Source organism: Microbulbifer variabilis ATCC 700307 (assembly GCF_000380565.1).
GTDB classification, from domain to species: Bacteria; Pseudomonadota; Gammaproteobacteria; order Pseudomonadales; family Cellvibrionaceae; genus Microbulbifer; species Microbulbifer variabilis.
This window is the reverse complement of record NZ_AQYJ01000025.1, coordinates 401,494-423,125: the sequence shown is the minus strand read 5'-3', so window position 1 is coordinate 423,125 and position 21,632 is coordinate 401,494. Positions and strand designations below refer to the sequence as shown.

14 protein-coding genes are annotated in these 21,632 nt (G+C 51.2%); 7 read left to right on the top strand and 7 right to left on the bottom strand.

Features of this window, described 5'->3' with window-relative positions; all coding sequences use genetic code 11:
* Positions 1-16: 16 nt before the first annotated feature.
* Together G367_RS0110635 and G367_RS0110630 are read right to left on the bottom strand one after the other, a co-directional pair.
* Positions 17-988, bottom strand: a complete 972-nt coding sequence (locus G367_RS0110635) for a DUF58 domain-containing protein (protein ID WP_020413116.1) — start codon at positions 986-988, stop codon at positions 17-19.
* Entirely contained in the window at positions 988-1,959 is a 972-nt protein-coding gene (locus tag G367_RS0110630; RefSeq protein WP_020413115.1) for an AAA family ATPase, read from the bottom strand. Before G367_RS0110630 ends, G367_RS0110635 begins: the two co-directional genes overlap by 1 nt.
* 316 nt (positions 1,960-2,275) lie before the next feature.
* On the opposite strand from G367_RS0110630, the gene G367_RS0110625 reads away from it, so the two are divergent.
* Positions 2,276-7,192 (top strand): NAD-glutamate dehydrogenase, encoded by a 4,917-nt coding sequence (locus tag G367_RS0110625; RefSeq protein WP_040628720.1) that lies wholly within the window; start codon positions 2,276-2,278, stop codon positions 7,190-7,192.
* Between the two features lie 116 nt (positions 7,193-7,308).
* Complete coding sequence (locus G367_RS0110620) at positions 7,309-8,349, top strand: quinone-dependent dihydroorotate dehydrogenase (protein ID WP_020413113.1); 1,041 nt, start codon at positions 7,309-7,311, stop codon at positions 8,347-8,349.
* A gap of 128 nt (positions 8,350-8,477) precedes the next feature.
* Here G367_RS0110620 and rmf read toward each other — a convergent pair whose 3' ends face one another.
* The gene (gene rmf, locus G367_RS23605) at positions 8,478-8,729 is read right to left on the bottom strand and encodes a ribosome modulation factor (protein ID WP_020413112.1); all 252 of its coding nucleotides are present in this window, start codon (positions 8,727-8,729) and stop codon (positions 8,478-8,480) included.
* Between the two features lie 447 nt (positions 8,730-9,176).
* Between rmf and rlmKL the strand changes: the two genes are divergently transcribed.
* Positions 9,177-11,366: a bifunctional 23S rRNA (guanine(2069)-N(7))-methyltransferase RlmK/23S rRNA (guanine(2445)-N(2))-methyltransferase RlmL gene (rlmKL, locus tag G367_RS0110610; protein WP_020413111.1), complete on the top strand. Its 2,190-nt coding sequence runs from the start codon at positions 9,177-9,179 to the stop codon at positions 11,364-11,366.
* Between the two features lie 82 nt (positions 11,367-11,448).
* Here the strand turns inward: rlmKL and G367_RS0110605 are convergent, their stop codons facing one another.
* Together G367_RS0110605 and G367_RS23600 are read right to left on the bottom strand one after the other, a co-directional pair.
* On the bottom strand, positions 11,449-13,827 hold the full coding sequence (locus G367_RS0110605; protein ID WP_040628714.1) for a bifunctional serine/threonine-protein kinase/formylglycine-generating enzyme family protein: 2,379 nt from the start codon (positions 13,825-13,827) through the stop codon (positions 11,449-11,451).
* Positions 13,828-13,844: 17 nt separating this feature from the next.
* Entirely contained in the window at positions 13,845-14,777 is a 933-nt protein-coding gene (locus G367_RS23600) for a PP2C family protein-serine/threonine phosphatase (protein ID WP_020413109.1), read from the bottom strand.
* Positions 14,778-15,111: 334 nt separating this feature from the next.
* Here G367_RS23600 and G367_RS0110595 point away from each other — a divergent pair, with 334 nt between their 5' ends.
* On the top strand, positions 15,112-15,975 hold the full coding sequence (locus tag G367_RS0110595) for an FHA domain-containing protein (RefSeq protein WP_020413108.1): 864 nt from the start codon (positions 15,112-15,114) through the stop codon (positions 15,973-15,975).
* Positions 15,975-16,232: a glutaredoxin family protein gene (locus tag G367_RS0110590; protein ID WP_020413107.1), complete on the top strand. Its 258-nt coding sequence runs from the start codon at positions 15,975-15,977 to the stop codon at positions 16,230-16,232. Before G367_RS0110595 ends, G367_RS0110590 begins: the two co-directional genes overlap by 1 nt.
* On the opposite strand, the gene G367_RS0110585 is transcribed toward G367_RS0110590, so the two are convergent.
* Positions 16,233-18,245, bottom strand: coding sequence for a transglycosylase SLT domain-containing protein (locus G367_RS0110585; protein ID WP_020413106.1), 2,013 nt, complete (start codon positions 18,243-18,245; stop codon positions 16,233-16,235).
* Between the two features lie 158 nt (positions 18,246-18,403).
* Here G367_RS0110585 and G367_RS0110580 point away from each other — a divergent pair, with 158 nt between their 5' ends.
* A complete protein-coding gene (locus G367_RS0110580; protein WP_020413105.1) occupies positions 18,404-20,275 on the top strand; it encodes an ATP-binding cassette domain-containing protein in 1,872 nt (623 codons plus the stop codon).
* Between the two features lie 40 nt (positions 20,276-20,315).
* Here G367_RS0110580 and G367_RS0110575 read toward each other — a convergent pair whose 3' ends face one another.
* Positions 20,316-20,759, bottom strand: a complete 444-nt coding sequence (locus G367_RS0110575) for a universal stress protein (RefSeq protein ID WP_020413104.1) — start codon at positions 20,757-20,759, stop codon at positions 20,316-20,318.
* A gap of 143 nt (positions 20,760-20,902) precedes the next feature.
* On the opposite strand from G367_RS0110575, the gene G367_RS0110570 reads away from it, so the two are divergent.
* On the top strand, positions 20,903-21,427 hold the full coding sequence (locus G367_RS0110570) for a hypothetical protein (protein WP_020413103.1): 525 nt from the start codon (positions 20,903-20,905) through the stop codon (positions 21,425-21,427).
* Positions 21,428-21,632: the final 205 nt, after the last annotated feature.

Sequence of the window (21,632 nt, the reverse complement as noted above, 5' to 3'; positions counted from 1 at the left end):
TCCTTATCCTTCACAGCTACTGCCTTTTATTCTTATGCCAACCATTTTGTTGGCGTGAGCCGTAGAATGATATCAACTCAGGCACTAGGGGCTTGGTGTTATCAAAATCCAGCAATGGCAATCGGTGTCGGCGGCAAAGCTGTTCGACGTCGGTCCGTATTTGCGCCTGCTTTTCTGCGAAATGATCGCGCAGGGGCTTGTTGCCTGCATTCAGAAATGTGCGTTGGCGACCATCGGATATCGTGAGTGATTGAGTCGGTAAATGTAGCTCTAGTGGATCGGTAATCCGAATCACTTGTAAATCCGCATGTCGCGATAGTAGGTATAGGGATTGAGAGCAGTGGGCATCCAGATCATGGCAGTCACTAATCAGAAATAAAGCGCTACCGGGGCGGGCGATACGCCGAGCCTCTTCCAGAAGGTTTTTCATGGTTTGGCTGCCGCTTTCCGCTACAGGACTGCACAATTCTGCAGCTCTGGCCACGGTTCTATGTATCATTGACAGCACTGCGTGGTGACTGCGTCGCGGTCTGACTGTATCTATTTCGCGGTCGGAAAAAAGTAGGGCGCCAATGCGGTCGCTGTGCTGGAGCCCAGCCCAGCCTAGTGCTGCGGCAATTCCACTTGCAGCGACAGACTTGAAGGCTCGATGGCTGCCAAAAAACATTGGCGAACGCAGATCCAAAAGGATTATAACGGGCCTTTCTCTCTCCTCCTGATAAAGCTTGGTGTGGGTTTTTCCTGTGCGGGCTGTTACACGCCAGTCGATAGAGCGGACATCATCGCCAGCCTGATAGTCTCGCACCTCTTCAAAATTCATCCCGCGTCCGCGGTAGCGAGTCAGCAGGTTGCCTGCTTGGTCGCTACGTACAAGGCGCGGCTTGAATAATTGCAGCTGGCGTGCAACATATCGCATTTGTACAAGTGAGCCCACCTCTGGGTAAGCCCCGCGTAAGTCGAATTCCGTTGGGGAGGTTGCCGCGTGCATTAGATTGCCGGTACCTGCTGCAGAAGGCGTTGGATGACATGGTCGGTCGTGATACCAGCGGCCTCGGCCTCAAAGCTAAGCAGCAAGCGGTGACGAAGAATATCTGGTGCCACGTCCATAACATCATCGGGTGTAACATAATCTCGGCCTGCGAGCCATGCTCGTGCGCGTGCACAGCGGTCGAGAGCAATTGTTGCTCGCGGACTGGCACCAAAATCTAGCCATGAAGCCAGCTCGCTGTCATACTTCGCCGGTTCGCGCGTAGCAATGACAAGTTGGACAGTATAGGTCTCCACAGCTTCAACCATCTGCATTTCCAGAATCTGGTTGCGGGCCTGGAAAATTGTCTCCTGGTTAATAATATCTGAGGGGCGATTTTCGCCAAGAGTAGCCTCGGATCTGGCCAGCCGCAGGATTTTTGCTTCCGCCTCTGCGTTGGGGTAGGCAAGATTCACCTGCATCAGGAATCTGTCCAATTGGGCTTCAGGTAGAGGATAAGTCCCCTCCTGCTCAATAGGGTTTTGGGTGGCCATCACCAAAAATAATTGCGGTAGCGGATAGGTTTTTCGGCCTACACTGATCTGTCGCTCGGCCATGGCCTCCAGCAGTGCCGACTGTACTTTGGCCGGCGCGCGATTTATCTCATCGGCCAGGATCAGGTTGTGAAATACCGGTCCGGGTTGAAAATGGAACTCTCCGGTTTCCGGCCTGTAGATGTCGGTGCCGGTAATATCTGCCGGTAGCAGATCTGGCGTAAATTGAACGCGATGGAAGTCTCCCTCAATAGCTTCACCCAATGTTTTAATCGCCTTGGTTTTGGCGAGGCCTGGGGCGCCCTCAACCAGCAGGTGGCCATCCGCAAGCAAGGCAATCAATATGCGATTAACCAGTGTCTCCTGACCGATAATCTGCTCTTCCAGCCAGTTGCCCAATGCGATAATGCGATCTCTGAAATTCCGGTTTGCTTCCATAGCGTCTCTTCTTTTGCGATTGCGCCTACCCTGTCGATTTGGGTGGCTATCTACCATCTTTTATATATAGTCGCCGCCAAGAAGGTGGGGCACGTCGATTTTAGCGGCATCAGATGAAGAGGCAACCACTGAGCACGCACACACTTGTTAAGCGACATAATTCGAGGAGGCTCTGGTGCCTTCCCGAAGGCTAAGTGAAAGTTTAATTTTTAGGACTCTCTCCTGCAGCACACAGGGGATGAGATGACTATCTTTTCGGATCTACAGTCTTTGGATTCGATGTGACAAAAATGAGATTGGGAGGTTCCCCGTGAATATGGCGACGGTGATTACCGATAGCCGTGAGGAATTGGTGGCACAAATTTGTGAGCTGATTCGTGACAAGCTGGCGAGTGAAGCGGAGCCTGTTGTGGCTTTTGCGCAGCAGTTCCTGCACCAGTATCCACTGGAGGACCTGGAAGGCCGGCGCTTGGTGGATGTTTACGGTTGCATCTATTCCTGGTGGAACTTTATTCAGCAGCGCTCAGATGATTTACCTAAGGTGCGTATCTTCAATCCGCGTCTGGAGGATGATGGCTGGGAGTGTTCACATACGGTGATTGGCATCCTTGTACGAGATATGCCATTTCTGGTTGACTCGGTACGTATGGAGGTCAACCAAAGAAATACGGTTATTCACTCGATCAAGAGCACAGTCTTGCATCTTGAGCGCAATGCCGGCGGTAAATTGAAGCACTTGCTTCCGCCCCGCGATGAATCTCTCGATCTCTCTTATGAGCACGTTTCAGGAAAAGAGCACAAACCCGCCAAGGGCTCTAAGTTGCTCAATGAGGCGCTGATTTATATTGAGGTAAATCACGATACCTCAACAGAGTTTGCCTCCAGTTTGTCGTCGGCATTAAAGGATATACTTGGCGATGTAGAGCTGGTGGTCGATGATTACGCGCCAATGCTCGAGACCTGTAGTGCGATGGAGGGCCAGTTGCGTGCGGGGCTATCCGAAGATGAAACTAATTTGCTGGAGGCTTGTGCCTTCATGCAATGGATGCGAGATGGCAACTTCACGTTTCTTGGGTATCGGGAATATGAGTTTAGCCAGGTAGGCGATAAGAAAATTCTCAGCGAGGTGGAAGATCGCCGCCTGGGGATTTTCAAAAAGCTGGAAGAAGCTGCAGCCCCCATGCCTGAGACAGCGTTTAGCGAAGGTAAGCAGCGCTTTTATCAAGGCCCCAACTACTTAACTTTTGCCAAGTCCTCAGTTAAATCCCGAGTGCATCGCAGTGCTTATTCTGACTATGTGATGGTCAAACGCTATAACGCTGAAGGTGAGGTGATTGGAGAGTCTGCCTTTATGGGGCTCTATACCTCTCCGGTTTACACTGAAAGCCCGGCGAAAATACCGATTATACGCCGCAAGATGGCTTCTATGATTGAGTCCAGTGGTCTTTCCGGTCATGGTCACGACGGTAAGGCACTGCGTAGGATTCTGGATACTTTTCCCCGCGATGAATTGTTCCAGGGCAGTACCCAGGAGTTATTCGATGTAGTCATGGGGGTGCTGAGCTTAAATGAACGCGCGCATATCCGCTTGTTTATGCGTCGCGATCCATTCGGCAAATTTGTCACTGCAACAGTGTATGTACCGCGGGAGCAGTTCAGCAGTAGTGTGCGTGAACTGATTTGCTCCCATATTGCCAAGGCGATCAAGGCCAAGGATTCAGACTTCACTACCTTTTTTTCCGAGTCGATTCTCGCCCGGGTGCACTTTGTTTTCCGTGTTTCACCCGATGAGCCTGTAGATATAGATGTGGCGCTGTTGGAGGCGCAGATTGTGGATATAACCCGCTCCTGGGAAGATGTATTTCAGAGATCACTTATTGACAGCAGCGGTGAGGAAGAGGGCAATCGTCTTTTCCGCATCTTTGGCCGTGCCTTCCCCGCTGGCTACCGCGAGGATTTTGAGCCGCGAATTGCCGTACAGGATGTAGCTGCGATCCAAGGGCTCAGTGAAAATAATCGGGTGGCAATGAGTTTTTACCAGCCGGTTGGTGCGGCCCAGGGCAGCCTGCGTTTTAAAGTGTTTAACTGGGGTAGCGGCCTCACTCTTTCGGATGTAATCCCTGTGTTGGAGAACCTCGGCTTAAGGGTAATTGGTGAATTCCCCTATACCATTCGTCCCTGTGGTGGGACCGATGTATGGATGCACGAATTCCACCTGGAGTTCGGTTTGCCCACCAAGATTGATGCACAGGCATCCCGGGGTTTATTCCAGGACGCCTTTGCCGCTATTTGGAATCATACCGCCGAGAGTGATGCCTTTAATCGCCTGGTACTTGCCGCGCGTTTGAACTGGCGCGAAGTATCCATGCTGAGAGCTTACGCTCGCTACCTCAAGCAGACCAAATCCAGTGCCAGTCAGAGTTATATTGCCGCGACTCTTGCCAACCACGTGGAAATCACCCGCAACCTGGTAGCTCTTTTCCGTGCCCTGTTTGATCCGCGACTCAGCACAGGCAAGCAGGAGCAGACACGGGTTGAGCGTTTGATTAGCAAGATTCACGACAATCTCGATAGTGTCGAAAACCTGAATGAAGACCTGGTGTTGCGCCGCTATCTGGAGCTGATACTTGCGACTTTGCGTACCAACTTCTTCCAGACTGACGCAGAGGGTGAGCCTAAAGATTACATCTCAATTAAATTCAGCCCGCGGGATATTCCCGGTATCCCGGAGCCACGTCCTGAATTTGAAATTTTTGTCTACTCGCCGAGGGTAGAGGGGGTGCATCTACGTGGCAGTAAGGTGGCGCGCGGTGGCCTGCGCTGGTCGGATCGCTTGGAAGATTTCCGTACAGAAGTGCTAGGGCTGGTTAAAGCCCAGGCAGTAAAAAATGCAGTGATTGTGCCCAGCGGAGCGAAGGGAGGCTTTGTGATGCGTCGTCCGCCGGCGGACGGCAGTCGCGAAGCTCTGATGGAAGAGGGTATTGCCTGCTACAAAACATTTATCCGTGGATTATTGGATATTACCGATAACCTGAAAGATGGTGAGATAGTGCCGCCTAAGCTGGTGGTGCGCCGAGACGAGGATGATCCTTACCTGGTCGTGGCTGCCGATAAGGGAACTGCAACTTTCTCTGATATTGCCAATGGCATCGCTGAGGATTATGGCTTTTGGTTGGGCGATGCCTTTGCCTCAGGTGGTAGCCAGGGGTATGACCATAAGAAAATGGGAATCACCGCCCGGGGTGCCTGGGTGTCGGTACAGAGACACTTCCGTGAAATGGGAGTGGATGTCCAGCGAGAGGACTTTTCCGTAGTGGGAATCGGTGATATGGGAGGGGATGTGTTCGGTAATGGCATGTTGCTGTCTGAACATATTCGCCTGAAAGCCGCTTTCAACCACATGCATATTTTTATTGACCCAAGCCCGGATGCCGCCTCGAGTTTTGAAGAGCGCAAGCGCTTATTTGATTTGCCGCGCTCAAGTTGGCGCGATTATAACCGTGACCTGATCTCAAAAGGTGGCGGTATCTTTGAGCGCCGTGTAAAGGCAATCAAGATTTCTCCGGAGATGAAGGAAGCCTTCGATATTAAAGAAAATCAACTTACACCCAATGAGTTGATTAGTGCGCTGCTGCGAGCACCGGTAGATTTAATCTGGAACGGTGGTATTGGCACTTATGTTAAAGCAGCTACCGAATCAGATGCAGAAGTTGGGGACAAGTCCAATGACCACTTGCGCGTGAATGGTCTTGAGCTGCGTGCCAAGGTCTTTGGTGAGGGTGGTAATTTGGGTATGACCCAACGCGGGCGAATTGAATTTGCGCTTAATGGTGGTCGCTGTAATACCGACTTTATTGACAATGCTGCCGGCGTGGACTGCTCGGACCACGAAGTGAATATCAAGATTCTGCTCGATAAGGTTGTGGCTAGTGGAGACCTGACCGACAAACAGCGAAACCAGTTGCTGCATGGCATGACTGACTCTGTGAGCGATCTTGTGCTGCACAATAACTATGATCAGACTCGAGCCTTGAGCGTGGCTGAGTACCAGGTTTCCAAGCGCTTGGATGAATATCGCCGCACGATTAACACGCTTGAGGATGATGGCCGTCTGAATCGCGCATTGGAGTTTATCCCTGACAATGAACAGATTTCTGAACGCGTGCACAAAGGGCAGACCCTAACAAGGCCAGAACTGTCGGTATTGATCTCCTATGTGAAGGTGAAGCTCAAAGAGGAATTGCAAGGCGCAGAGATTACCGACAACCCCCGCGTGCGCGAAGCTGTAGAGTCCGCCTTCCCGGCAGAGCTGGTTAAGCGCTATAAAGAGCAGGTTTACGAGCATCCACTCTTGCGCCAGATAGTATCCACCCAGGTGGCCAACGAACTGGTCAACAGTATGGGTATTACCTTTTATAACCGCATCAGTACGGCTACCGGCGCAGATGTAAATGATGTTGCAGCAGCTTATGTCAGTGCCCGCGATGTCTACAAAATGCCGGAGTTTCAGGAGCAGCTGGCGGAACTGGATTACAAAGTGCCCGCTGAGCTGCAAACTGAACTGCTGAATTCAATGATCGGCCGGGTTCGACGCGCTACGCGCTGGTTCCTGCGCAATCGTCGCAGTGAGCTGGAGCCTGCACAAAACTGCGAGTTGTTCCAGGAGTCGGTGCAGCGGGTAATCAAGGCTTTGCCAAAAGTCTTGAGCGGCGACCCTCTCACCGAATGGGAGCAGCGTTACCAGAAGCTGCTGGAGGCAGGGGTACCAGAATCTTTGGCGCTATTGTCGGCATCACCCACTTATCTGTACTCAGCCCTCGGTATTTCCGAGTCGGCCCGCGCCAGCGAGAGACCGGTAGAAGAGGTGGCCACTGTCTATTTCAGGCTCTCTGATGAGTTGAATTTGCACTGGTTTGGTAATCTGATCGTGGATTTGCCGGTGGATAGTTTCTGGCAGGCACAGGCCAGGGAAACCAGTATGGATGATCTGGATAGCCAACTCTCGACGCTGGCAGTGAACATTATGCGCTTGGCCGGCGATGAGAAATTGGATGTAGATAGTGCAATGTCGCGCTGGAGCGCTATCATGGCGCCAGCTATTCAGCGTTGGCACAATATGATTGCCGAGTTGAAGGCTTCCGCTGTCAGTGATTTTGCGATGTTCACCGTGGCCCTGCGCGAGTTAATGTACCTCGCCCATGCCACTGCTGATCGCGAAGATCTGGCAGAGTAAGCTAGCCAGGCTTGCTGAGAGGCCACCCTTGGGTGGCCTCTCGTTTGTATGCTAAAACACATGGCTCCACTTGTTGCCATCTGGTGGGTGGGGCTGGCTCCTATTTAAGGAAAGGTATGTATTCGACTCTGCGTAAAGCTTTGTTTGCGCTCGACCCTGAGCGGGCCCACCACCTCTCATTGGATGCGATCGGTGCCGCCGAGCGCCTCGGCTTAATGTCCCTGTTTAAGAAGCCGATAGCGCACGATCCGGTAGAGCTGATGGGGTTGACCCTGCCCAACCCTGTGGGACTGGCCGCAGGTCTGGACAAGAATGCGCAGGCTTTCAACGGATTAGGGGCTTTGGGCTTTGGTTTTGTAGAGGTGGGGACTGTGACTCCCCGGCCACAGCCCGGCAACCCTCTACCGCGATTGTTTCGAGTAGAAGAGGCTGACGCCATTATTAATCGCATGGGGTTCAATAACCTTGGCGTTGATTACCTGATCGAGCGTGTAAAACATCGCCGCTACAAAGGTGTACTGGGTATCAATGTGGGCAAGAACTTCGATACACCGGTGGAGAAGGCCGCAGATGACTACTGTCTGTGCATGGAGAAAGTCTATCGCTATGCCGATTACATTACTGCCAATGTATCCTCTCCCAATACCAAGGGACTGCGCGACCTGCAGTTTGGCGACAGCCTCAACCGGTTACTGGGAAGTATCAAAGACAAGCAGATGCAGTTAGCTCAAAAGAGTGACCGCTATGTGCCGGTGGCTGTGAAGATTGCTCCGGATATGGATGGTGATGCCATTGCGCAGATTGCCGAAGCGCTGTGTGAATACAGCATTGACGGTGTAATCGCGACCAATACGACTATCGATAAATCATTGGTTTCCAATCTGCCGCATGGTACGGAGGAGGGGGGACTTAGTGGCAAGCCACTGCAGCAGCGTTCCACCCAGGTGATTGCCCAGCTATCCGAGGCCTTGGAAAAGCAGATACCAATTATTGGTGTTGGTGGCATTTTCGATGGGGATAGTGCTGCTGAGAAAATTCGCGCTGGGGCTACAGCTGTACAGGTATATACCGGATTTATTTACCGTGGGCCTAGGCTGATTCGTGAGGCAGTGGAGGCTATTGCGCTGGAGCGCCGCCGTCGCTCGGAAGATGATTAGAGGTCGAAGCGCCCAGCCTGAGAAATTCTGATTGAGCTGGGTGGTGAGCAAATGTTTAGCGCGCCTGCATAGAGGCGCGCTATCTATTTTGGGCTTGGTTTTGTAGATAAACGCTCAGGTTATGTGTTCTAAATAGTACTCCACCCATCGGGATACTGAATATCGGTGGAAATAGCGCCATAGATCTCCAATTTTTGCGCCTTTGTAATCCTATCAAAGCCGTTCCAGTAGTCTTCCCGCCCTTCACGCCAGCCGTTTACCCATTCCTGATGGGGATCGCTTTCGACAAAAGGGCAGCTGTCAATGGACTTATTGTTTAGGGCGGCCAAATAACCCTTGTAGAAGGCCCTGTCGGCGTGATTGCGTTTTTGGCGTCTCATCAATACGGCACCTCTGCTTGTAGATGTTCGGATTGCTACGCGGCGTGATGGATGCTCGTTACAGTTTTATTGCATCGATATTTTGAGTCTAGTGAATCTTTCCTTCGGGCAGCCACGTACGATTCCTGTCACTCCTCCACATTCCAAGAATACTGTGAAGGTGGGGCGATCGGAAAATCTGACTCAGTAACCTGTGAGTGGTATTAATTTGGGCATAAAAAATCATATGACTAAATGGACACTGTGTTCCAGGAGGCGCCTGGCGTAGGCGGAGCCGAGCCAAAATGGGATAATCGCGCCAGAAAGGTGGCGATTTTAAATAGCTGAGAGGAAGGTGACCCCAATTTTCTGATGGCTGCGCAACCTCTTTTTCAAATTGGCACCTACAGGTGCGAAATCCCCCATTTTGCAGGGGTTAATTGAGTAATAGTTTTGACAGACCCTCATATGGAAGAATTTCAGTTTACTGCGACTTGTCCCAAAGGCTTGGAGAGCTTACTTGTCGGGGAATTGCGCACTCTAGGTGCTGATATCAGGCGGGAGCAGCCTGCGGCAGTGCATTTCTCTGGCTCTCTTGAGGTAGCCTATCGTTGTTGCCTCTGGAGTCGCCTGGCGAATCGTATTTTGTTGCAACTGGAGCAAGTTCGTATCAGCAGTGCAGATGACTTGTATCGGGCCGTTGCTGCACAGCCCTGGGAACAACATATCCGGCCGTCTGGCAAGCTTTGGCTGCAGTTTTCGGGGACAAACCGTGAGATTCGCAATAGCCAGTTTGGCGCACAAAAGACCAAGGATGCCATTGTCGATCGCCTGCGTAACCAGACCGGTGCCAGACCAACAATTGATAAACATCATCCAGATCTCACGGTGGCTTTACGTCTCAACCGCGACAGGTTAGATATTGCTGTCGATCTCAGTGGTGATAGCTTGCACAAAAGAGGTTATAGAACCCATATTGGCGCGGCACCCTTGAAGGAAAACCTGGCTGCGGCGTTGCTTTTGCGTTCTCGATGGCCTCAGATCGCAGCTGATGGGGGAGCGCTGCTGGATCCAATGTGTGGTTCTGGCACCATTCTGATTGAGGCAGCCATGATTGCGGCAGATATCGCTCCAGGGCTCTTTCGAGAGAGCTTTGGTTTTGAGCGTTGGCTCAATCATCAAAGTGATATCTGGAATAACCTGCGGGAGGAAGCACTACAGCGCCGCGCCGCAGGCATGGAAAAGAAACTGCCGGAGATTCGTGGCTATGATGCGGATGCGAAGGTGCTATTTGCTGCCGAAGCTAACATCGACCGGGCGGGCCTTGAGCGCCAGGTTAGAGTTAGCTGTCGCCCTGTAGGGTCCTTTAAGGTGCCAAGCCATCGAGAGGTTAAACCCGGTTTGGTGCTGACCAACCCGCCCTATGGCGAGCGCCTGGGTGAGCAAGAGGCCCTGCGCGAAACTTATGCGGAGCTGGGTCGCCAACTAAAGTCGGAATTTGCCGGTTGGCAGGTTGGTGTTTTCACTGGTAATCCCGAATTGGGCTACTCCACCGGGTTGCGTTCTCATAAACATTACCAGCTATATAACGGCAGTATCCCCAGCCAATTATTGCTATTCCAAGTACACCAGCAGAGTGAATCGGGCCAAGCGACTGACAGAGCGCGTAAGCTGTCCGTCGAGGCTGAAATGGTGGCCAACCGCCTGCGTAAAAATCTGCGAACTACCGGCAAATGGGCAAACAGAAATGGTGTTGATTGCTACCGCCTTTACGATGCAGATTTACCTGAGTATTCAGCGGCGGTGGATTTGTACAAAACCATAGATGGAACTCTGTATGCGCACCTTCAGGAGTATCGCCCTCCGGCCAGTATTGATGAAGGAAAAGCCCGTAATCGACTGCGTGATTTGCTTCGAGCTGTTCAGTGTGTTCTGGAGTTGCCCCGTGCAAATATCAGTATCAAAGAGAGACGTCGCCATAGTCACAAGAGTGGACAAAAGGGAGGTGGCCAGTACCAGAAGCAGGCAAAAGCGGGAACTACTCTGTGGGTGCGAGAGTATGGTGCAGAGTTTGAAGTCGACTTGTGGAGCTATCTCGATACTGGGCTGTTCCTCGATCATCGTCCTGTGCGCAAGTATCTGCGTGAACTAGCCTCTGGTAAGAAGTTTTTAAATTTGTTCTGCTACACCGCCAGTGCGACTGTACAGGCAGCCAGGGGGGGCTGTGTGCAGAGTACTAGTGTGGATATGTCTAGAACATATCAAGCCTGGGCTGCGCGTAATTTCCGTGCGAATAATATGGACCCCTACAAACACCAACTGGTAGAGGCGGACTGCTTGCAGTGGCTGATGTCAGCACAGCAAAATCGTAAAGGACACTACGACCTTATCTTCCTTGACCCCCCGAGTTTCTCTAATTCTGCCAAGATGCGTGGAGTATTGGATGTCCAGCGCGACCACGGGAAGCTGGTACGCCAATGTATGGCTTTACTGGCACCGGGGGGAACCTTGGTTTTTTCTAATAACCTGCGCAGCTTTAGGATGGATGAGGATGTAACCAGGGACTTTTCTGTTAAGTGCCTGCAGTTGCTGGATAAGGATTTCCAAAGAAATCCGAAGATTCATAATGTGTGGGAGATTCGGTCTACACATCAGTAGCAGGTGGCCAGCGAAGCTCTAATTTTACTTAAAGCCCGAGAGAGAAAATCACTCGGGCTTTTTTATTTCTTAGGGTATTTATTCAGTTGAGTTCCATTACCACTCGAATGCCAACATCTTTGTTGCGGCTGTGGTCATTAAGCCCCTTGCGGTAATCTGCTCCAATTTTGTTTGCCGGATCACGCATTGATCCCCCGCGAACACTGCGTAGCTTGCAATTGGCCATTTCCAGTGGGCGGGCGCTGTTCTGATTTATATCGTAGCCAGGTTGGTAACAGTCCTGAACCCATTCTGCAACATTGCCTGCCGTGTCAAATAATCCAAATGGATTGGCCTGGTAGTGGCCTGTTGGCCCTGTTTTCGCACTAAACAGGTTATTGAATTCGCTATTGCAACCACGTCGACAATTAGCCTTACCGCGTGCATCACTGCTCCCCCACCAGAGTGGCTGAGTGCTGTTACCTCTTGCTGCATACTCCCATTCAGCTTCGGAGGCTAACCGGTATTTAAGTCCTGTCTCCCTGGATAGCCATTCGACATATCTCTGGGCATCTTGCCAACTCACATTGATAACCGGCCTGCCTTTGCGACCCCAGCCAGTATCATTTGGTTGGGCGTTACCGGTGGCAAGCGCAAAGCGATCATACTCGTCGAAGGTAATTTCATGAGTGGATATGGCAAATGCTTTTTCAATTTTCACTTGGTGAGCAGGGCTACTGAAACTATATCGATTGCTGCCCATAGTAAAGCTGCCTGCGCCTACAACCACCATTTTGGGGCCCTGGCCCCCTGAAGATAAATTGGAGCGAATTTTTTTGCCAGCAAAGTAGGCTTTATTGAGTTTTATCGATAGTGCAATATCCCGATCCTCAATTTCGATCCAGCGGCGAACCTTGGTAAATCCTTTTTTACTTATTTCCAGGTCATATCTTCCTGGTTCCAGCTGAATTCCCGGCTCATAGCGCGGAGCAATGTTCATGATACGAATACGCGTATCCGTGGGAATTGTATTGACATTAAGAGCGAAAGATTTTGGGTTTTGTTTTTCGCGTGGTACTTCTTCAGTAAAAGTGTTTTCTGGTCCCTCAGGTAAAATTAATGCACTGGAAGCCTCTGACGTGGAGGTTTTCGAAACTTGATTTGTTCCGTGCGGCTCCTGGCTAAAGCTTGCTGACGGGGAGGGTGAATCGGTAGGCAGGATGATCCCCCTTGCCGATTCGGCAGTGTCGTTTTCGGCGAAGCTAGTGTTTTGGTCTCCGAGAGTATTGATTCCGAGGAGATTGGCTGAGAAATCGCCGGCCCCATCTAAAAATGGCAACCCAGTTCGCCAATGGGTATTAGCGCTGATCAGACTGAAAATACCCAAAAAGATAATCAGGGAAGCAGTGAGGACTCCGCTCATAAGCCAGGGGCGTCTATGCCTGCTAGGTTCACTGAGTAGCTGACGTAGGCGTACCAGAGTATCCTGCTCTGTGCGCCCTGGGTTTGTACTCTCTGGATTTGATTTCGTTTGCAATAGGCTGGTTAAACGATCACCGAGGCTGCTGAATAAAGTGAGTAGCAGGGCGCGAGCCAGGCTGGATACGCCGAGGGAAGCATTATTCAATTGGCTAATTTGGTGGCCTGGTTTGCCAGCAAGCGTAGCAACCAATTGGTCTGAGGCATCTGCCACATCCAACCCGCGTTGAAATCGTCTACTGGGGTCTTTAGCGAGGAATTGTTCAATTAACGGTTGGTACAGCGCGTGGCGCGCCGGCAATTTGGGAATAGGGTCGGTGAGGTGCTTGATAGCAATGGCCACGGCTTCTTCAGCTTGGTAAGGTACTGCACCGGTTAACATTTCGTAAAAAACTATACCGAGACTGTACAAGTCTGCACGGCCGTCGATAGCAGCACCGCGGGCCTGCTCTGGGCTCATATAATAGGGTGTTCCCACCACCATGCCGCTATTGGTCATACGAGTGGTGTGAGCCACAGCCCGTGCTACTCCGAAATCGCTCAGTACTGCAGAGCCGTCCTCCCGAAACAGGATATTCTCTGGCTTGAGATCCCGATGCACGTAGCCTTTGCTATGGGAGTGGTCTAATGCCATAGCGATCTGTCGCACGACATTTAGGGCCTCCAGCGGATCCAGTGGACCTTTTGCAAGTCGTTCGGATACTGAACCGCCTGGCATATAGTCCATGGCGATATAGTTGAGACTGCGATAGCGGCCGATATCGTGAATGCCAACAATATTGGGGTGAGACAGTTGCCCGACAATGTTGGCTTCTCGCTGAAAGCGCTCGCTAAAAATGGGGTCGGCATTCAAAACCGGTGACATAACCTTCAGGGCCACCTGGCGTCCTACGCTACGTTGGATCGCCAAATACACTGTGGACATACCGCCCTGATTTATTTTTCTGACGATTCGATAGCCAGGTATTTGCAGCGGCGAGTTGCCGCCATTAATGGCTTCCATTATGTGCTGCTGCTCAGTCACATCAGGTGGGGAAGCCCAATTGCCAGGGTAACAATGGTTCCCGCAGCAATAAGTAAGGCTGACAGAATTTGCCAGATTTTTTTCTTGTTTGCCTCCACTTCACGGGCTTGGTCGAAATCCTCTGGGGGAATGTTGGGGTTCGTTATGAAAGTGGGGGCTTGGGGAGGGGCGTCTATAATTTGTACGGTTATGTTGTCTTTGCCACCAGCGTCAAGGGCGGCGCTGATAAGAAGATCTACTATCCGTTGATTATCGGTATTCTCTGCGATGATTCGTGTAATCTTCTCATTTGCCACTTCCGAGCTCAGGCCATCGCTGCAGAGGAGTAGTTTTTGACCCGCGGCCCAGCGATAGGAAACTCGATCTACTTCTAATTTGGGGTTAGTACTGCCACCGATACATCGTGTGATTACATGGCGGTTAGGATGATTAGCTGCTTCTTCAGAATTTATTGCGCCTGAGTCCATGAGCATCTGGACATAGGAGTGGTCACTGGTTAACTGGCTGAACTCACCATTTTGCTCATTTGGCGTCCATAAATAGGCGCGACTATCGCCTACCCAGTAAATATGAAAGTAATCTCCTTCCTCGGCGAGAACAACAGCAGTCGATCCCATATTGGCGGTACTATGTTCGTCGCCTAGGAGTAGGGCGTGGGCTTTCTGCAACGCTCGTTCGTAGTGGCGGTCGGTAGAGGCGGACTGGGCAATTTCCTCTACGACAGTTTTACTGGCAAGCTCTCCAGCATGATGGCCGCCGAGGCCATCAGCAACAACCCAAATGCCTTTCTGCTCATCTGCCCAGTAGGCATCTTCATTCTGTTCACGCCGGTAGCCAGGATGGGTGGAGCCTGCACTACGTATAGTGCCTGGTGTGCGCTGAACTACTTCGCTTTGCCGCGATACTTCGCGTACTTTGGCTTCACTCACTGGCGTGCAACTACCTGTAATGTATTCTCAATTCGATCGATGGTGATGGCCAGCTCTAAGGCCGACTATCTCTTTCATATGATGCTGCAAGTGTACTTTAAATAACCACACCTGTGACAGCGACAATGGTCATCCCTGTATTGGCTGAATACTAGACTTTTGTGCCGCAGTAAGCTGCAAACCCAATCACACGCTAATGATATCGCCCATGTTAAAATCATTAGCAACTCTAAAAAGGGCTTATTACAGCTGCTTACAGTGCCTCGTTTTAAAGCAATTTTGCTGGGATAGCGCCTATTTTTTAATGTCTATTTCGGGCTGAGGAGCGATAACAATGCTCAAACTTTGTGATGTAAAAGACCCGAGCCAGAGTGTTTGGCTGGTTTCACCTGGAGTAACTGTAGGACGTGATCAAGGCTGTGACTTCTCTATTGCTGACGACTCCGTAGCGAAGCTGCACTTGAAAATCGTGGTAAAGGGAGAGCAATTAACTCTCGGCAACACTTCTGGAGGCTCCCGGGTTCTGGTCAACGGCAAACCTATAGAGGCTGCTTGCCGGTTAAAACTTGATGATCAAATCACAGTTGGTACCCGTATACTTAAAATTATTGACCCCAAAGTGACTAAACTTAAATCTGCTGGGGCTAAAAATGTGGCCTGGGCATTGCGGGCGAATCACCGAGCTATTGCCGGTAAGGTTTTCCCGGTGAAAGACAGCTCGGTTATTGGCCGCTCGGATGAGTGCGACATCGCCTTTTCACTATCCCATTTATCACGTCGCCACGCTCGTTTGGAAGTGCGGGAGGGGTTACTGTTTGTTGTCGACCTTGGTTCGGCGAATGGGACTTATGTTAACAACCGAAGAATCACAGAGTGTCGTGTGCGCAGAGGCGATGATCTGCGCTTTGATACTCTCAGTTTTTCTGTAGTAGGGCCCACAGATGATATTGATCGGACTGCAGTGCGTCCGGCCCTCCCGGAGTTGGAGATCATGAAGCCTGTTGCAATGCCCTCTGGCGGTTCGGAGGCTGTAGATGTTACCCAGCCCTCTTTTGTTACTCCGGGCGGTGAACTGCAAGATATTCCCATAAGTAATGAGACCGATCGCAGGCCAGGTATTCGATTTTTGGGCCTGATTTTATTATCGGTAGCGAGTGCGGCTGCTTATTATTGGGCGAATACCCAGGGGGTTATCTGATGAGTGCATCTGCTGAGTTGATGCTTTATACCACCCTTGGTTGCACCTTGTGCGAAAAGGCCAAGTTGGAAATTTGGCCTTTGCTTAAACAGTATGGGTTGCGACTGAAGGAGGTTGATATCGCCGATGATGATGAACTCTTTGAGCGATTTCGTTTGTCAATTCCAGTCGTTGGCCTTGGCAACCCTGATGATGTACGCGCTTGGCCATTCAGCCAGTCTCAACTGGATGAGTGGCTAGCGCAACGCTTAATTTAATCAGAGTTTGGTCCGGGACTCGTTCTCCCTGAGTAGTTGCAATTTGGTACCGCTGCGATAAGCGTAAATTACCGTATAAGCCAGTACATTTTGTACGTAGTTGCGCGTTTCACTGTAGGGGATAGTTTCAATCCAGACATCGTGAGGCAGGCGTTTGCGGGTTTCTTTCAGCCATTTCGCTACCCGGGTTGGTCCCGCATTATAGGCAGCGGCAGCGAGGAATCGATTATTATCAAATCGGTTGAGCAAGGTGCTCAGGTAAAAACTACCCAAAGCAATATTGGTACTGGGGCTCAGTAAATCCCAACTGCGACGGTAACGCACTCCGGCACGCCGTGCTGTGGCACGGGCGGTGGAGGGGAGTAACTGCATTAGTCCCAGGGCGCCGGAATTGGATTTTGCATCGTGGCTAAAATGGCTTTCCTGGCGTGCAACTGCATAGATCATGTAAGGCTCAAGTGGCGTGCTTTGTTGACCAATCTGGGCACTGACATCGCGCACTATATCCGCAAAGGCCAGGGGGAAGCGCAATTCCAGGTCATCTAAGTAGTCGGCCGCGAGTACTGACTGTATGGATTTGTGATACCAGCCCCAGGCACTGGCGACCTTGCCGGCTGCAAGTAGCTCTTCATGACTCATGGCTCTAGTGGCATAACTCCACTCCCTGCGCGCGTGAAAGAGTTCACCAATAGCTTGTAACTCGCGGGCACGCTGTAGGCCGGGGCGATTAGCCATCTCTTTTACTTGCACTGGTGTGATTGGGGCGGGACGGTGAACGAAGCTGTAATTCTGTCCCAGAGCATCGGCGGCGAGAAAACCATAATAACTGCGTTCCCGCGCGGCTTTGCGGTATAGGACTGAGGAAGCCTCTGATCGCTCTTTGCCATAGAGCTCATCCAATGAGCGGGCTTTCCAGTAGAGCCAGCGGTCATGCTGTTGAGTTTCTTGAGGTAGTCTGTCGATCCAGAATGCGACTTGTTCCCAGTCCAGCTCCCGTAGCGACTGCCGCGCTAGCCACTCGATAGAGCGATTATCGTTGATCGTGTGTCTTTTTGTCAGGCGTAACAGGCCGGGCATATCCTCTTGACGTGCATATTGACGCGCCAAGTGACGGAGCATGTCATTCTGTTCCGCATCACTGAACAGAAGGCTGGCACTGTAGCGCTGCCAAGCTTGTTCAGCGCTTGCTGCATCTTTGCGGGCCAACCTGAGTAAACCGTGCAGGATAATATCTTTATTTTGCTTTGGGTTGCCTAGAAATTTGGAATAGTTGAGCAATTGTTTGGGGGACTTGTGCACTTCGCGTAATAGCGCTGCTTTGCGGCTATAGGAATCCTCCATCTTCCTGGAGATATAGGCTGCAAGCGGCAAGTTCCCCTCTTTAATCGCGAGTAGGTGGCGTTTCCAGGCCATATCCTGAGTGAGGCCTCCATCTCGTATCCAGCGGGTAAAGACTGGGTCACACTCCTTAGCTTGGGAGTGCCCAACCAGCCAAAGTTCTCCTACAAGACGGTAGGCCTCTTCCTTGCTGCCGTTACGGCTTAGAGCATCGGCGTAATAACAGCGCAGACTGGCGCGATTATTTTTCTCAGGTTCGTAGTAGTTTAAGAAAGTGTCAAATTTGCGTTGTTTGCCAAGCTCTTTAAGTAGCCTGACCCGCATCCAGTCACCTATAGCGCTGCTTTCATTTTCGGTCAGAAATTGGTCAATTTCTTTTAAGGGCAGTTGGCGTAACTTTCTGCTGATGGCCCAATATTCAAGATACGGAGCCAGCGGATAGTTTTTTAGTTGGTTTTTCAACTCTCGTAGCTGATGCTGGTTGTTGTGCTTGATCGCAAGCCGGGCGCTACGCAGCTTCTCACGCTGGTTGGCAATGACCACCGGTAGCTCAGTTGATCCCTTCTCCCGCCCCTGTTCACGGACTTCGGTCAAAGCAGATACTGGAATAGCAAGGCAGCTCCAAACAAGTAAAAGTGAGATGAGTAGGGTCAATTGCTTTGTGTCGGCTGTCATCAAAGTTACCCTGTTAAAATTTGCGCCCTTGCAAGTTTGCGAGACGGCTCGGTAAAAAAGCGTAAAATAGCGGATTTTCCACAGGACCCGTAATAACAGTTTCGCGTATTTCATCTTGCGGATCCATTTTCCGGGTTTGTTAATTGTAGTGCCTAATTATGTTGCTTCTTTTGGATGGGGTTAGTCTCCGCTATGGGACCCAAGTACTTGCCGACAACGTCAGTGCAAAAATTGAGCGAGGTGATCGCATTTGTTTAGTGGGCCGAAATGGGGAGGGAAAGTCTAGCCTGTTACGATTGATAGCGGGGCAGGTGGACCCTGATGGCGGAGAAATCGTCCGGGCTAGCGGTATGGTAATGGCGACATTGGAGCAGGAGTTGCCGGTGGGCTGTACTGACTCCGTTTACAGCTATGTTGCTAAGGGGTTGGGTGGAATAGGTACAGTGTTGGCTGATTATCGTGATACCCCCACTGCTGAATTGCAAGGGCGCATAGAAGCTGGCCACGGATGGGACCTATTACCACGTATTGACAGTGTCCTGGATCGTTTGGGCCTTTCAGCAGATGAGCGGGTAGCAGACCTCTCGGGGGGGTGGCAGCGTCGTGCTGCCCTGGCCCGAGCACTGGTGACTGAACCCGATTTACTGATTTTGGATGAACCCACTAACCATCTGGATATTGCTGCGGTGGAGTGGCTTGAAGGATTCCTGGCCAACTATCGAGGCGCCCTGCTTTTCGTCAGCCATGATCGGGCGCTGGCGCAGAGGCTTTCCAGTGCAGTATGGGATCTGGACCGTGGTCATCTTCGTGTATTTCGCTGTCAGTTTGAGCGATACCAGGAAGAAAAGGAGAAGCTTCTGGAAGAGGAAGCGAGAAACGATGCCCTGTTCGACAAGAAGCTTGCTCAAGAGGAAGCTTGGATTCGCCAGGGTATCAAGGCGCGTCGAACCCGTAATGAGGGGCGTGTCCGTGCTCTGCAAGCACTGAGGCGTCAACGAGAGGCGCGCCGGAGCCAGCAGGGTATTGCCCGGATGTCCCTGGATAGTGGGGAGATGTCCGGCAAGCTGGTGGCGGAGTTAACTGATGTTTCCTTTGCTTACCCAGGTGAGCCCTCCCTGATTCAGGATCTCTCCTTCACCCTGTTGAGGGGTGATAAAGTCGGCTTGATCGGCCCCAATGGTGTCGGCAAGAGTACCTTGATTCGCGTGTTGCTAGGGGATTTGAAACCGCAATCCGGTCATGTACGCCTGGGTACCAAGCAGCAGGTGGCTTACTTTGATCAGCGCCGTGATCAGCTCAACCCTGAACTTACGGTATTGGATAACATTGCTGAGGGGCGGGACTCCGTAACTGTTGGCGGCAAAAGTCGTCACGTTATGTCCTATTTGTCGGATTTTCTCTTTAGTGGAGTTAAGGCCAGAACAAAGGTTGGCGCTTTAAGTGGAGGAGAGCGTAATCGAGCCCTTCTTGCAAAATTGTTTAGTCAGCCTGCCAATATCTTGGTACTTGATGAGCCTACCAATGATTTGGATGTAGAAACCCTGGAGCTGCTGGAGAAGTTGTTGCTGGAGTTCAGTGGTACCGTGTTACTGGTGAGCCATGATCGTGCTTTCCTGGATAATGTGGTGAATTCCTGCCTGGCTTTTGAAGGTGATGGGCGAATTTGTGAATATGTGGGTGGCTATGGAGATTTTATTCGTCAGGGAGGCAATTTTGCGGCGGATGCAAAAGTAGATAAACAAGAGACAAAGCCAGTAGAGACCGACTCGAAGTCTGCAGTAAGGGAAAAGGCGCCAGCAAAGAAAAAGAAGCTGAGTTATAAATTACAACGGGAGTTGGATAGCCTGCCCGCTCTGATTGACCAGCTTGAAGATGAAATTAGCGCTATTGAGATGGAGGTGGCCGAACCTCAATTTTATCAACAGGAGCAAACCCTGGTTCAGGCGCGCCTCAACTTGCTCGCAGAGAAGCAATCGGAGCTGGAAGCTGCTTTTGAGCGTTGGTCTGAACTTGAAGGTGGTGAAGAATAAGCGAGGGAATGGGCTGTTTTTGATACAGCCCATTATTTAATTACTCGTCATCTATATGCACTCTTACAGCCAGCACATCGCACTTGGCACCATGCAAAACCCCGTTAGCGGTTGAGCCAAGTAAGAGTGCTAGCCCATGGCGGCCGTGGCTGCCGATAATAATCAAGTCTGCTTCCAGGTCTTTGGCTAGGCGGTGAATTTCAGTCGAGGGTTGTCCCAGGATCACATGCTGTCTTTCGGAGGGAATGTTGAGCGGTTGTGCGGCTTTTTGTAGCTGTTCCTTGGCTTGGCTTTGAAGTTGGTCCTGAACTTCAGACAGGTCCATGGGGATATCCCCGCCATAGGCAAAAGTCAGCGGCTCAATGGCATGAACCAAACTGAGCTCAGCTCCAAATGCTCCGGCCAGTGCGGCGGCCTTATCCAGTACTTGGGAGGATTCCTCCGAGAGGTCCAGTCCAACCAAAATTTGTTGGTATTTCGCCATAATTTTTACTCCTGTCCCTTATACGTGCTCTTTGGGTGCACTTTTCGACAGACATTTTCAGTCTACCGTAAAAAAAACTGATTGACATAGATCACACAAGGCACCGCACAATAGTCATTTATTTCTACCTCTAAGGAGCCGTTATGTCCCAGTGGTTGCCGGTGATTATTATTGGCTTTGCCATCGCGCTGGTATTGGGGCCGGTGATGTGGCTAAAACCCAATCAACGTGACTCCCGCTTGGCTGATCTGCGCGGTCGAGCGGCGCAGAAGGGGATTACAGTGCAGATCCAGGCACTTCCCCCCGCGCTTGATAAAGGCACTGCTGCGGTTTATTACTACCGGTGGAATGACCGCAAGAGGTTGCAAATTGGTTGGACCCTCCAGCGCCAGCGGGTGGAGCATGAGCTGAACTTTGCCGGGAGTTGGGATTGGAGTAATGGTCGTGCTGCACCCAAGGCGGCATGGAAATATCTGCACAAATTACTCGACGCGATACCCTCCGGAAGCTATGCAGTTATTGCTACAGATATCGGATTGGGGGTGCAGTGGAGTGAAAATGGAGGTGATAAAGCCTTTGAAAAGCTCTCTACCTCTTTGGCGGAATACACCCCCCATATAGAAGAAGCAATACGTAAAGTGAGCCAGATAAAACTCCCGGAAGACTAGGTCTTCAAGGGGGGTACGGCTGCCGAAATTTGGCGTCGGAAGGCACTCTCACAAGTGGTTTTGAGGGGCAATTAATCCTGACTTGGTACGGAAAATTGTCAGCTTTGCTTGACCCCGCAGGAAGTGAGGCTTATATATTCGCGCAGCACAGGTCCGATGAAGGGACCTGAAAGGCTTCGGATAGCAGTAAAATTTTCATTTGAAA

What these genes read in the sequence shown, in the direction of transcription:
- G367_RS0110635 (WP_020413116.1), bottom strand. Translation starts at nt 988, where the DNA reads ATGCACGCGGCAACCTCCCCAACGGAATTCGACTTACGCGGGGCTTAC.
- G367_RS0110630 (WP_020413115.1), bottom strand. Translation starts at nt 1,959, where the DNA reads ATGGAAGCAAACCGGAATTTCAGAGATCGCATTATCGCATTGGGCAAC.
- G367_RS0110625 (WP_040628720.1), top strand. Translation starts at nt 2,276, where the DNA reads ATGGCGACGGTGATTACCGATAGCCGTGAGGAATTGGTGGCACAAATT.
- G367_RS0110620 (WP_020413113.1), top strand. Translation starts at nt 7,309, where the DNA reads ATGTATTCGACTCTGCGTAAAGCTTTGTTTGCGCTCGACCCTGAGCGG.
- rmf (WP_020413112.1), bottom strand. Translation starts at nt 8,729, where the DNA reads ATGAGACGCCAAAAACGCAATCACGCCGACAGGGCCTTCTACAAGGGT.
- rlmKL (WP_020413111.1), top strand. Translation starts at nt 9,177, where the DNA reads ATGGAAGAATTTCAGTTTACTGCGACTTGTCCCAAAGGCTTGGAGAGC.
- G367_RS0110605 (WP_040628714.1), bottom strand. Translation starts at nt 13,827, where the DNA reads ATGGAAGCCATTAATGGCGGCAACTCGCCGCTGCAAATACCTGGCTAT.
- G367_RS0110595 (WP_020413108.1), top strand. Translation starts at nt 15,112, where the DNA reads ATGCTCAAACTTTGTGATGTAAAAGACCCGAGCCAGAGTGTTTGGCTG.
- G367_RS0110590 (WP_020413107.1), top strand. Translation starts at nt 15,975, where the DNA reads ATGAGTGCATCTGCTGAGTTGATGCTTTATACCACCCTTGGTTGCACC.
- G367_RS0110585 (WP_020413106.1), bottom strand. Translation starts at nt 18,245, where the DNA reads ATGACAGCCGACACAAAGCAATTGACCCTACTCATCTCACTTTTACTT.
- G367_RS0110580 (WP_020413105.1), top strand. Translation starts at nt 18,404, where the DNA reads ATGTTGCTTCTTTTGGATGGGGTTAGTCTCCGCTATGGGACCCAAGTA.
- G367_RS0110575 (WP_020413104.1), bottom strand. Translation starts at nt 20,759, where the DNA reads ATGGCGAAATACCAACAAATTTTGGTTGGACTGGACCTCTCGGAGGAA.
- G367_RS0110570 (WP_020413103.1), top strand. Translation starts at nt 20,903, where the DNA reads ATGTCCCAGTGGTTGCCGGTGATTATTATTGGCTTTGCCATCGCGCTG.